Raw genomic sequence first — 11,998 nt, forward strand, 5'->3', positions numbered from 1 at the left:
GCCTTGGACTCCGGGCGCTTGGGCGCCGGCGCTTAACTTAACGGCAGTGAGGCCACGGCTGGGGTAGGGCGCCCTTCAGCAGCCGTGGCAGAAATAGTCGGGGAGTCCGGCGATCCGGCAGGCCTGCTTGCAGCCGCCGTGCGGGAACAGGGTTTCCAGATCCCTGCGGTTAAAGGGAACATGCGGCGAGATCTCAGTGTTGACCGCCTTGACCACCAGCCGCGGGTTGGGCGACATCTCATTGGTGGCGTAGTAATCCCGCAGGAACCTGATCACGCTCCAGTGGCCGGCCGTCAGGGTCAGTCCCTCCGCTGCCGCCAACGCGATGGCGAGGTCCGGGTTCCAATCGTCGAAGTGGGCCAGGAAGCCCTTCTTGTTGAGGTCGCCGACCGCGACTTGCATGGTTGTCATCGCTCACTCCTTCACCCCTGGGCGGATTTCGTCATGACCTTGAGGATCTTGACGTTGATGGCGATCAGGCGGAAGAACTGCCAGATAATGGAGGTCCGCCGGTATTTGGTGAATCCGGTGGGGATCGGGGGATAGTAATCCTGCCGGTAGGGCTCGTGGGTTTCGCCGGTCATCGCTGTGTGTCTCGCTGATGGTGGACTGGGGACGCGTCAATCCGGAAGGATGGACCAACCGGGACGCAGGGTTGCCTGGTAGATGAAGAGGTGATGCAGGAGAAACTTCATCCAGTGCCCGGCGAGCCCGATCTCGACGGAGGTGAGTTTAAGATCCCGTCCATACTCGGGATAGGTCTCGCGGTCCGGGACGACGGGAAAGACGATCATGCTGGCCGCGGTGCCCTTGAAGAGATGGGCGCCGGTCGAGGCCACACAGACCGCACCCGACTTCGCCATGGAGGCGGTGTGGGTCGGCGCGGGCGCGCCCTTCAACATGTCACGGATACTCGCCGCCACGGCCTTGCCCATCGCCGCGGAGGGCATTCCGGTGCGCGGTGGCGTCGGGCTGATCGGGGTGCCGTTGGCGCTCTTCATCGGCTTGCTGATCGGGTGCGGGGGCGCGAAGGCGATGCCGATGGCGAAGAGATTCCGATAGCTCGGGTTCTGGTAGGTCTTGGGCCAGTCGCGCGCACGCCAGTCCTCATAGGGCTTGGGGGTATAGTCGGCGTCGACCTTCATGAATCCGTTGGGGGCGAAGACCGCCGCGGTGATGTCCGCGCCCGCGCGGTCGAAGGCCTTGAGCCCGACCCCCGCGAAGGGCGGGATCAGCATGGCGAAGTCGAAGTGGATCTCGTGGTAGGTGCCGTCGAGCTGCTCATAGTGGATCTTGTCCGGCTCGACCTTGGTGACATGGGCGCGGGTGATCCACTGCACCCCGCGCTCGGCCATCAGCGACTCGGCGAAGAGCTTGCTGTTGGTCACATAGCCGCCGTTGGAGACGTGCATGCCCCCCATCCCGAGGTCGCCCAACTCGTACTCGTTGCTGAGCCAGATGAGCCGCGCCTGCTCCCGCACCCCGGCCTCACGCAGGGTGTGGTCGACGTTGTAGATATACTCAAAGGCCGCACCCTGGCAGGTGCACATGCCATGTCCGGTGCCGATGACGAAGGTCTTGTCCTCGCCATTCTTCATGGCCGCGATGGCCGCCTGCAGGCGGCGATTTGCCTCCAGCGCGTGGGGCGGCGTGCAGACCGATACGGTGTAGCCCGGCTCGGGACCCAGGCCGGGGGTGGCGGCGAAATTCAACTTGGGTCCGGTGGCGTTGACCAGGTAGTCATACTCGATGACTTCGGTCTGACCGGCGCGCTGGGGATCAGTGTATTCGACCGTGACATAGGGGCTCGCGTGTTCGGCGTCGCCTTCCGGGTAGAGGGACTGGGCGCTCGCCTGGCGAAAATCGATGTTGAGTTTCTTGTAAAGCGGGGCCAACTCGAAGGTCACCTGGCGCTCCGTCATTTCACCCACGCCCACCCAGATGTTCGAGGGGACCCAATTCCAGGTCGGCCGCGGCGACACCATGATGACCTGGTGTTGCTTGCCGAGCCACTTGCCCAGGTATCTGGCGGCCGTGTGACCGGAAATACCGGCGCCGAGTATAACGATACGTGCCACTGACAGACTCCAGATTCGGTTAAGGTTGAGAAAGGCCCGGTCGCGAAAGGCCGCGCTCCGCCGCCGCGACAGACACTTCGCGTCCCGGCAGTTCGCCGGGTGCAAGGCGGATCAGCAACGGGAGGAAGCGGCGACCACGGGCGTCGTGATATTCCTGCAAAACGATCCGGCGCGCCGCCGGGTCCTGTGGATCGCGCCTGATATTCATCGCGTCCAGATGCAGGGTGACATCCTCGCGCCAGAAATGACTTTCGGCCTGGCCGAGCAGTTCGGCGACGATGTCCAGGTGCACCGGCAAGACGCCTTGGTTCACGCCCAGGGCGTCCAATCGGTGTGTGATGGTGTCCAGTTCGGCAAGTCCCGCCGCCGCGTGCGGGTGCGCGCCCAACGATCGCTCAAAGCGCCAGCCCCGGTGCGTCGGCACCCTGAACCGGCGCTGCAGGAGATCACGCTGGTGCGCGAGTGCCGCACGCTCGAGGCAGACCTCGGCGATGCGCGTCCGCGCCAGGTTGAGCAGATGCGCGAAACCCCGCCGTTCCAATCGAACATCTCCACGGCGGAGGCGAACACCGCGGCGAGGCGTGGTTCGGCGCCATGTGCGCCGCGCCCGGCCGCCAAAGGCGCGGGGATGCCGGCCACCAGCCCGCGCACATGCGCCATGGCATGGATGACGGGGGCACGCAGGCGTTTGGCATAACCCGGCAAAAACCGCAGGCGTGAATCGGTGCCGACGACGGCGCGTTCAATGGCAGCGGCGATCTCCGATTCGGGATAGCGCCCCGGCGCTGCCCCACCGCCGCCAAAAATGGATCCAAACAGTTTCAATGCGTGACTCTTCATGATTCCCATCCGCCCTGAGTCGGCGCATGGGCCATGAAATCGGCCAGCGGTCGAAAATGGGTAGATCGGGTCGCGCGCTCGTCAAGGTGAATGTCGAACTGCGGAAAAAACGCCCTATGACCCTACAGTATAGTGCGGCGCCTCGCCTGGCGGTCCATCATATTATCTGCGTTGCTTAGTGAATTCTGATCTAAGGGTCAATGCGAATATGGCCAAATGGCCAAGTAGACCCAGGGCCGCGGCCAGGGCCGGGGGCGTGACCGGCCCGAGCAGCGCACGGCGAGGACTCCATCCGTGGCACGGCGTTGGGCAGATGACGAACCCCGCCGGACCGATCGTGTTCCGGGCACCGGGCTTCTTGGCCTGCGGCTCGCCTCATCGCGCCGCCCCATTAAATCGTCCAGGTGAAGGAGGCGTAGGACAACTCGATCAGGTCCTGGTCCATGCTGCGCGCCGGCTCATCCGGGGTGGCGGTGCGCACCACCCGGGCGGGCACGCCGGCGACCGTGGCGTGCGCCGGTACGTCGCGCAGCACCACCGAGCCCGCGGCCACGCGGGCGTTTTCGCCGACCTCGATGTTGCCCAGGATCTTGGCCCCGGCGCCGATCATGGCCCCGCGCCGGACCTTGGGGTGACGGTCACCCGCCTCCTTGCCGGTGCCGCCCAGGGTCACGTCCTGCAGCAGCGAGACGTCGTCCTCGATCACCGCCGTCTCCCCCACCACCAGGCCGGTCGCGTGGTCCAGGAAGAGGCCGCGCCCGAACCGGGCGGCCGGGTGGATGTCGGTCTGGAACACCTCGGAGGAGCGGCTCTGCAGATAGAGCGCGAAATCCCGCTCCTGGTTATGCCACAGCCAGTGGTTCAGACGGTGTGCCTGAATGGCATGGAAGCCCTTGAAGTACAGGAAGGGCTCGATCAGCCGCTCGCACGCCGGGTCGCGCTCGAACACGGCGGAGATGTCGGCCTTCAGGGCCTCACCGACCCCCGGGTCCGCCGTCTGTGCCCGGTGAAAGGCCCGCACGATCAGGGGCAGCGAGATCACGTCGTTCTTCAGCCGGGCGGCGATCCGATGGAAGACGGCGGCCTCGAAGTTGGGTTGGTTGAGGATCGAATCGAAGAACAGCGGGGCCAGCATCGGCGCCGCGGCATAGGCCTCCTGGGCCTCGCGCCGCAGCCGGCTCCACAGGGCGTCGGTAAAGGCATCCGGCTGATCCAGCGGGACCAGCGTCAAGCGGCCCGACCTTGAACGAAACATGGCGTGTCTCTCCAGTTGCCGGTGCTGGCACCCGGCCTCGATGGTGAATGTCACGACGGAACGGAGTCGATAGAAATCTTGACGATTCCAACCACGCTCGCGCTCTTTCGAGGACAGGGTGAGGAGAAGGGAGGTCGCTGACTGCTCGCCGCCCCCGCTCCCGCGCCGGCATGTGGTCGCGGGCGCGGGCGCGGGGAACGGGCTGAGCCGCGGCCCGGCCGATCAGGGCGCCGCCTGCCCCTCCAGGGCCACGACGCCCGGCCGGGTGACCCTGGCCGCGTCGTCCTTGCTGACCCCGGTGTCCTGCCAAGCACCATCGGGGCGGGTGACCGCGGGGCCGGTCCAGTCCCCAAAGACCCTGCGTTCCGCTGGCGCCTGCACCTGCTCGGCACCCGGCGTGACGATGGTCCGCCGCCCCTTGGCCAGCCGCTGGAGCACGGCGGCCAGCGTATCGAGCTCATCCGCGGTGTTATAGAAGGCGAGCGAGGGTCGCACCGTCGCCTCGTGCCCGAAGTGGCGCACGATCGGCTGGGCGCAGTGGTGGCCGGCGCGCACCGCGATCCCTTCGCGGTTCAACTCGTCCCCCACCTCTGCCGGGCTGTAGCCGTCCAGGACGAAGGAGAGCACGCTCGCCTTCTCCCGTGCGGTGCCGATGAGGTGCAGACCAGGCACCGCCTGCAGGAGTTGGGTGCCGTAACCCAGCAGTTCGTGCTCATAGCGCGCGATGTTTGCGAGCCCCAGGCGCTCCACGTAGCGCAAGGCCTCGGCCAGCCCGACCGCATCGGCGATGTTCGGCGTCCCGGCCTCGAAACGGGCCGGCGGGCCCTGGTAGAGGGTCCGCTCGAAGGTCACGTCCGCGATCATGTTGCCGCCGCCCTGCCAGGGCTCCATGGCCTCGAGGATCTCCGCCTTGCCGTAGAGCGCCCCGATCCCCGTCGGGCCGAAGATCTTGTGACCGGAGAAGACGAAGAAGTCGGCGTCCAGCGCGCGCACGTCCACGGCCAGGTGGGCGACCGACTGGGCGCCGTCCACCAGGACCAGGGCCCCGACGCGATGGGCCAGTTCGATCACCTCGCGCACCGGCGTGACGGTCCCGAGCGCGTTGGATACCTGGCTGATGGCGACGAGTTTGGTGCGCTCGTTGAGCAGCTTCTGGTACTCGTCGAGCCGGATCTGGCCATCGGCGTCCACCGGGATCACGCGCAGCCGCGCCCCGGTCTGCGCGGCCAACTGCTGCCAGGGCACGATATTGGCGTGATGTTCCAGGAGCGAGACGACGAGCTCGTCCCCGGGCCCCACATGGCGCGGACCCCAGGCCTTGGCGACCAGGTTGATGGCCTCGGTGGTACCGCGCAGGAACACGATCTCGTCCGCGGAGGAGGCCCCCAGGAAGCGCGCCACGGTCCGGCGGGCGCCCTCATAGGCATCCGTGGCCCGCGCCGCCAGTTCGTGCGCGGCGCGGTGGATGTTGGAGTTCTCGTGCCGGTAGAAGTCGGACAAGCGCTCGATGACGGCGTTGGGCTTCTGGGTCGTCGCGGCATTATCGAGCCAGATCAGCGGGCGGCCGTTGACCCGTTCCGCCAGGATGGGGAAGTCACGGCGCACCGCCCGCACGTCGAAGCCCGGATGGGCCTCCCCCGGGATCGGCCCCAGGGTCCGCTCATCCAAGGTGGCCGCGTGGGGGTCCAGGAAGTAGAACGGGGAGGCTTCACTGGCGGGCCGCCCAGCCGACGCCATGGCTGATCCGCTCCCCAGGCCTGCCAACAGGTGCTTGAGGTCGTCCTCCTGCGGCAGTCCGAAGGACCGCGGCGTCAGGCCCCCGGGGATAGCGGCCGACCGACCAAGGGTGTCGCCACCCGGGTCCTGGGGCGCAAAGGTACCCGGGGCCAGTTCATAGGGCGAGGCCGGCACGAAGGTGGGCGCAATGCCCGCGGGCGCCGGAGGCGCGCCAAGCAGTGACGTCAAGGCCTCTGCCGCCAGCCGGTCCAGCCAGGACTGAACCGCAAGGGGGTCCGGCAGGGCACCCGTCAGCCCCGCTTGCGGATTACTTGTAGCTGTGCGCGTAGTCATGGAATTTGTTCACCTCAACGCCATCGAGCACCGCCAGGGCGTCCTCGGTGAGGACCGCGAGTGAGAAATACAGCGAGACCAGATAGGACGCGATCGCGTTGCGGTTGATCCCCATGAAGCGCACCGAGAGCCCCAGCCCCTGCTCGCCGACCAGACCGGGTTGGAAGAGCCCGACCACGCCTTGACGGGACTCGCCCACGCGCAACAGCAGGATCTGGGTCTTGCCGTCGACCACCGGGACCTTGTCGGAGGCGATCAGCGGGACACCGCGCCAGGTGATGAACTGGGAACCGAACAGGCTGACGGTGGCCGGCGGTACCCCGCGCCGCGTCGCCTCGCGGCCGAAGGCGGCAATCGCCAGCGGGTGCGCCAGGAAGAAGGCCGGCTCTTTCCACAGCTTGACCAACAGGTTGTCCAGGTCGTCGGGGGTCGGCGCGCCGGTCAGGGTCGCGATCCGCTGGCCTGGGTCGACGCTCGCGAGCAGCCCGTAATCGGGGTTGTTGATCAGTTCGCGCTCTTGGCGCTCCTTGATCGTCTCGATGGTGAGGCGCAGTTGCTCCTTGATCTGTTCGTGCGGGCTACGATAGAGGTCGGAGACGCGCGTGTGGATGTCGACGACCGTGGTCAGGGCATTGAGGAGGTACTCCCGGGGATCCTCCTCGAAGTCGACGAAGGTCTCCGGGAGCTCGGCCTCGTCGCCGTGGGACAGGGCCACCTGCACTTGTCCCGGGTCCTTGACCTTGTTGAGTCGCAGTATGCCGGCCTCCAAGGGGACCCAGGGCAGGAGGTGGAGCAGCCAGCGCGGGGTGATCGTTACGAGCTGCGGGACCGTCTTGGTGGCGTTGGCCAGTTGGCGTGCCGCCACGTCGCCGAGTGCGTGATGTTGAATTTTCTGAGCCATTTGTTACCTCTGAGTGAGTTGAGCGTATGAACGCCCAGCTTATGGTGTCGTTCCGGCATCAGGGGCGCGGAGTTTGGCAATGAGCACATCGCTGGACTTGATCAGGGCCAGGACCTCGCTGCCGACCGCCAACCCCAGGTGCTTGATGGAGCGCGTCGTGATGGTGGCGGTGACGACTCCGCCGTCGGTCTGTACATCCACCTCGGAGATGACGGGACCCTCGACGATTTCTCGAATCCTGCCACGGAACTGATTTCTGGCATTGACTGCAGCAATGGACATGGGCGACCTCTTTACGGTTAACCTGGCTCCGGCTCTCTCGAACTGCGAAAGAGGATGCCTGATGCCGCCCCGGCAAGGAACTGCGAAATTCTGCAAAGCATATCCGCTCAGGCCATAACAATATAAATGACAATCAGATAGGCAATACCTGCGTTCCATGTCAGAAATTCTTGGTTGGCAGCACGGTCGGGGCTTCCTATCGTCGGTCACCATTCCAGGCCGTGGATGGCGATGATCCGGAGGGTTTCCGCCGGGCGCTCGATGCCAATACCAAGGCGTCGAGTTCGGCTCGGTGCTCAATTTCGGGATCGCCGGCTGTGCCAAGGCTGCGCGGCGCTTCATCGACCAGGTCCAGTTGGCCAGCCACCTGGCCAACGTCGGCGATGCCAAGACCCTGGTCATCCATCCGGCCAGCGCCACCCACCAGCAGTTGTCGGACGATGAACAGCGCCAGGCCGGGGTGTGGCCGGACCTGATCCGGGTCTCGGTCGGGATCGAGCACATCGAGGACATCAAGGCGGATTTCGGTCACGCCCTGCGGCGCTTCCCCGCCGTGACCATCCGGGACCAGGTCCGGGCGCAGATGGCGCTGGCCGATGCGCTGGGTATCCGGCGCATCCGGCTCGTCCTCGGCGGCTCCATGGGCGGGATGCGTTCGCCAGTCGGACCGCGGTCCGACGCGTGCTCGCGCAGGCCGAGCACAGAGGGGACGCATCTGAGCTACCTCGACCAACTGCGCCGTAGGTCACGGTCCATGACGCTGGCTATGTGGTAAAAACTCTGAAACGGGGACTTACCGGCGCAACCCGGAGGTCAACCCCGCCGTCTCGGTTGGCGCGCCCCGGTGTATCATCCCCGCGCAAGCCCCCAAACAAATGCACCGATCGCCACCACCGCGGATCAGCGGTGCCGCGGGCCTCAAACCCCCGCCAGCGACCGTAAGGAGTCACGCCCAGCCCATGGCCCCCATCGCCCCCGCCCGCAAGCCCCAGGAGTACCGTTTCGACCAGGCGTCCTTCGGTCGGCATCAGACCTTTCACCTGCGCTACGCCTGGCTGACCAAGGGTTTCCAGGCCATGGCCGCCGACCCTCGCGCCTTCGACGCGGACGAGTCCACCGTCACCCTGGGCGTCGGCAAGAACATGGTGGCCGCCATCCACTATTGGCTCCAGGCCACCCGCATCGCCGAGCGCGGACCCGGGGGTCTCTGCCCTACCGCCCTGGGTCAGGCCGTGTTCGCCGCGGACGGGCTCGACCCCTATCTGGAAGACGAGGCCACGCTCTGGCTGATCCACTGGCTGCTCGCCACCAACGGCACCCAGGCGACCGTCTGGCGCTGGTTCTTCAACCACTTCCACCAGGCCGAGTTTTCGCTTCCCGAGGCCGGCAATGCCCTGACCCGTTTCGTCCAGGAGCGGCTCGGCAACAAGGCCCCGCCCAAGACCATGATCACTGATCTGCGCATCCTGATGCGCATGTACGAGCCTGCCGCCATCGGCCTTCGCGTCCACCTGGAAGACGCCCTGGACTCACCCCTGTCGCTGCTTGGACTGGTGCGTGCGCTGCCCGAATCCCACCGACATCGCTCCGCCGCCGAGGAGCGGGACGGGCCACCCGACGGCGTCTTCGGCTACGCCATCGCTGACCTGTTCGACCAGATTGGCCTGCGCACCCTGCCGATGGCCGAACTGATGTACGGACGCCCCGGGTTTCCCGCCCTCGGCGCCGTCTTCCGCCTGACCGAAAACGCCCTCATTACCAAGTTGGAGCGCATCATCCGCCGCCTCCCCGGGCGTTTCGTCCTGCGCGAGCAGGCCGGGGTCCACCAGCTCTACAGCCTGCGCGACACCATTGACCCTATGGACTACCTCCGCTCCCACTACCGCACGGGCCAGCCGGCCGATCCCCGATGAGCCTGCAAGAGCGCATCAGCGTCAACGCCCACTACACCCGCTCCGCCAACCTGGAGCGCGACATCGATTCACTCGAAGGTGTGGAGACCTACATTCCGACTGCCCGCAGCCTCGACACCCTGGGCCGCATCATCAGCGGCTTCAACGCCACCGACGCACCCCGCGCCTTCTCGCTCGTCGGCCCCTACGGGGTCGGCAAGTCATCCTTCGCCGTCTTCCTGTCCCATCTGCTCGGCGACGAGACCTACGAGACCGGTGTCGCTGCCAGGCAGGTCCTGGCCCGGTTCGACCACACCTTGGCCGAGCGCTTCTCGACCTTAGGCGCCGGCACCGCCGGCCACTGCTGCGTCCTGCTCACCGGCAGTCCCGAGCCCCTGTCCGAACGACTCGCCACCGCGCTCTTACACGGGGCCAACGAGTTCTGGCGGGATCGGGGTCGGCGCCCGGCCATCCTCAATACGCTTGAAGACCTGGCCCAGGGCGGGCGCCTGCGGCCCAGCGATGTCGGCCCGGTGATCGGTCAATTGCAGGCCGCCATCGCCCAGACCCAGGGCAACGGTCTGCTCCTGGTCATCGACGAATTGGGCAAGTTCCTGGAGTACGAGGCCCGCCACGGCGCCAACGACATCTATCTCCTGCAAGCCCTGGCCGAGCACGCCGTCCGCCACCAAGGCGCGCCGCTGAACCTTGTGGTTCTGCTCCACCAATCTTTCGAGCAATACGCCCAGCGCCTTGGCGAGGCCCTGCGCAACGAGTGGACCAAGGTCCAGGGCCGCTTCGAGAACATTCCCTTCCTGGACCCCGCCGACCAAACGCTTCGCATCGTCGCCGCCGCCTGCCGCCAACGGCTCGACGCCGACGAACAAGCCCTGGTGCGGCGCGGCGCGGCCCAGACCGCCGCCGCACTCCTGGCGGAAAGCGCGCTGCCCGCGGCCCTGGGGCTCACCGCGGCCACGGACCTGCTCGCCGCCTGCTACCCGCTGCACCCGGTCGCCGCCCTGCTGCTCCCGCCGCTGTGCCAGCGCGTGGCCCAGAACGAGCGCACCCTGTTCAGCTATCTGGGCAGCCAGGAACCCCACGGCTTCCGCGACAGCCTGACGCGTCTCGACCGGGTGGGCGACCGCATCCCCCCCGCGGAAATCTACGATTATTTCATCCTCAACCAGCCCGCCGCCTCGACCTCCCATCACACCCATCGCCGCTGGAACGAGGTCGTGACGGCACTCGAACGGCTCGGCGACGCCCCGCCCGCGCAGATCGCCCTGCTCAAGGCCATCGGGCTATTGAACATCATCGGCGCCCAAGGTAACCTCAAGGCGTCGCCACCGATCATCGCCCTCTGTGTCGGCGACGACGCTCAACCCCTGATCGACGACCTGCTCGCCCGTTCGCTCATCCAGTTTCGGCGCTTCAGCAACGAATACCGCGTCTGGGCCGGCAGCGATTTCGACCTCGAAGGCGAATTCGCCCGCGCCCGCGCGGAGTTCGGCGAAATTGACCTCGTGACCACCCTGGCCGAACGCCCGGCGCCGCGCCCCTTGGTCGCTCGCCGCCACAGCATCGCCACTGGCACGTTACGCTGGTTCCAGCCCGTCTACACGGATCTGGATCGTTGCCTTAACCTGGATGTCGATCCAACTGCTCCGCGGCTGCTCCAACTCCTGCTGGATGCGGATGACGACCAAGCAGACGTCGCTCAGACCCTCAGCTCTTTGCCCGCCAGCGATCTAGCCGTGGTGTGCACCAACGCAGGCTTGCTTCGGGAGGCCCTCATCGAGGTCATGGCCGGTGAAACCCTGCACCGACAGGCCCAAGGGCTGCAAGGCGATCCGGTCGCCGAGCGCGAACTGCGTGAACAACAGGCGGCGGCCGAGCGGCGTCTTGAGCAAGAGCTTGGCCGGGTCTTTGCCGACCCGGGCGAGGCGCGCTGGTATTGGCAAGGCGGCGAGTTGCCCATTGGCGACAAGGGGGACCTTCAGCGCGCACTCTCCATGATCCTCGATCGCTGCTACCGCCATGCGCCCCTGCTGCGCAATGAATTGATCAACCGCGATCAACCCTCCGGTCAGGCCGCGGCCGGTCGCAATAAGCTGCTTATCGCCATGTTCGAGCACGCGGATCAGGAGGACCTTGGAATCGCCAGATTCCCGCCCGAGAAGGCCATGTACCGCGCCCTGCTGCGCGCCCCCGGCCTGCATCGGCAGGAAAACGGCGTGTGGGGCTTTCACCGACCACCGGAATCCGACCCCTATCGCTTCGGTCCACTGTTCGACGCTTTCGATGCACACCTGCTCGCCCACGAAGGTTCACCCCTCCCGCTGCCCGATCTTTTCGCAGCCCTGAGTACGCCGCCCCACGGGGTAAGGCCGGGCGTTGTGCCGATCCTGCTAATGGCCTACTATCTTGCCCATCAACGAGAAATCGCACTGTACGAAGACTCCGCTTTTTGCCCGAGCTTCGGCGGCGAGCAACTGGAACTGCTGGCCAGGCGCCCTGAGCGCTTTGCCATCGAGCGCTTCCGCTTAGGTGATTTCTGTTAAAAATATTACCCGAGAATAGGCTTGATAAAAATGTCATATTTTGGCAAGGTCGGGCTGCGCTTCAACCGTGCTTCGACGTCTTCCATCAATTTCTTCGATAGGCTGATGCCCTTTTCATA

Annotated in this window: 10 protein-coding genes and 1 pseudogene; 3 read left to right on the forward strand and 8 right to left on the reverse strand. The window is 66.2% G+C overall.

The window, feature by feature from the left end; all coding sequences use genetic code 11:
* Positions 1–75 precede the first annotated feature (75 nt).
* The 8 genes from QZY48_RS29270 to QZY48_RS29305 form a co-directional block, all read right to left on the reverse strand.
* Positions 76–411, reverse strand: coding sequence for a TusE/DsrC/DsvC family sulfur relay protein (locus QZY48_RS29270; RefSeq protein ID WP_295437295.1), 336 nt, complete (start codon positions 409–411; stop codon positions 76–78).
* 11 nt (positions 412–422) lie between these two features.
* Positions 423–584, reverse strand: a complete 162-nt coding sequence (locus QZY48_RS29275) for a hypothetical protein (RefSeq protein WP_295437296.1) — start codon at positions 582–584, stop codon at positions 423–425.
* Between the two features lie 36 nt (positions 585–620).
* The gene (locus QZY48_RS29280; RefSeq protein ID WP_295437298.1) at positions 621–2,078 is read right to left on the reverse strand and encodes an FAD-dependent oxidoreductase; all 1,458 of its coding nucleotides are present in this window, start codon (positions 2,076–2,078) and stop codon (positions 621–623) included.
* A gap of 19 nt (positions 2,079–2,097) precedes the next feature.
* Positions 2,098–2,619 (reverse strand): hypothetical protein, encoded by a 522-nt coding sequence (locus tag QZY48_RS29285; RefSeq protein WP_295437300.1) that lies wholly within the window; start codon positions 2,617–2,619, stop codon positions 2,098–2,100.
* Between the two features lie 690 nt (positions 2,620–3,309).
* Complete coding sequence (cysE, locus tag QZY48_RS29290; RefSeq protein WP_295437302.1) at positions 3,310–4,173, reverse strand: serine O-acetyltransferase; 864 nt, start codon at positions 4,171–4,173, stop codon at positions 3,310–3,312.
* Between the two features lie 222 nt (positions 4,174–4,395).
* A complete protein-coding gene (locus QZY48_RS29295) occupies positions 4,396–6,243 on the reverse strand; it encodes a family 2A encapsulin nanocompartment cargo protein cysteine desulfurase (protein ID WP_295437304.1) in 1,848 nt (615 codons plus the stop codon).
* Entirely contained in the window at positions 6,218–7,144 is a 927-nt protein-coding gene (locus tag QZY48_RS29300) for a family 2A encapsulin nanocompartment shell protein (RefSeq protein WP_295437305.1), read from the reverse strand. The genes QZY48_RS29295 and QZY48_RS29300 overlap by 26 nt, the downstream gene beginning before the upstream one ends.
* Before the next feature lie 39 nt (positions 7,145–7,183).
* Positions 7,184–7,426, reverse strand: coding sequence for a molybdopterin-binding protein (locus QZY48_RS29305; RefSeq protein ID WP_295437307.1), 243 nt, complete (start codon positions 7,424–7,426; stop codon positions 7,184–7,186).
* Between the two features lie 289 nt (positions 7,427–7,715).
* Here QZY48_RS29305 and QZY48_RS29310 point away from each other — a divergent pair.
* The 3 genes and pseudogenes from QZY48_RS29310 to QZY48_RS29320 form a co-directional block, all read left to right on the forward strand.
* Positions 7,716–8,201, forward strand: a pseudogene (locus QZY48_RS29310) (PLP-dependent transferase); the annotation flags it as partial.
* A gap of 184 nt (positions 8,202–8,385) precedes the next feature.
* Positions 8,386–9,339, forward strand: a complete 954-nt coding sequence (locus tag QZY48_RS29315; protein ID WP_295437308.1) for a DUF4007 family protein — start codon at positions 8,386–8,388, stop codon at positions 9,337–9,339.
* Positions 9,336–11,879, forward strand: coding sequence for a hypothetical protein (locus QZY48_RS29320; protein ID WP_295437309.1), 2,544 nt, complete (start codon positions 9,336–9,338; stop codon positions 11,877–11,879). The genes QZY48_RS29315 and QZY48_RS29320 overlap by 4 nt, the downstream gene beginning before the upstream one ends.
* The last annotated feature ends 119 nt before the right edge of the window (positions 11,880–11,998 follow it).

The sequence above is a fragment of the uncultured Thiodictyon sp. genome (genome assembly GCF_903828115.1).
In the GTDB taxonomy this organism is placed as follows: domain Bacteria; phylum Pseudomonadota; class Gammaproteobacteria; order Chromatiales; family Chromatiaceae; genus Thiodictyon.

Coding starts and splice junctions, on each gene's coding strand:
- QZY48_RS29270 (WP_295437295.1), bottom strand. CDS start 411: ATGACAACCATGCAAGTCGCGGTCGGCGACCTCAACAAGAAGGGCTTC.
- QZY48_RS29275 (WP_295437296.1), bottom strand. CDS start 584: ATGACCGGCGAAACCCACGAGCCCTACCGGCAGGATTACTATCCCCCG.
- cysE (WP_295437302.1), bottom strand. CDS start 4,173: ATGTTTCGTTCAAGGTCGGGCCGCTTGACGCTGGTCCCGCTGGATCAG.
- QZY48_RS29295 (WP_295437304.1), bottom strand. CDS start 6,243: ATGACTACGCGCACAGCTACAAGTAATCCGCAAGCGGGGCTGACGGGT.
- QZY48_RS29300 (WP_295437305.1), bottom strand. CDS start 7,144: ATGGCTCAGAAAATTCAACATCACGCACTCGGCGACGTGGCGGCACGC.
- QZY48_RS29305 (WP_295437307.1), bottom strand. CDS start 7,426: ATGTCCATTGCTGCAGTCAATGCCAGAAATCAGTTCCGTGGCAGGATT.
- QZY48_RS29315 (WP_295437308.1), top strand. CDS start 8,386: ATGGCCCCCATCGCCCCCGCCCGCAAGCCCCAGGAGTACCGTTTCGAC.
- QZY48_RS29320 (WP_295437309.1), top strand. CDS start 9,336: ATGAGCCTGCAAGAGCGCATCAGCGTCAACGCCCACTACACCCGCTCC.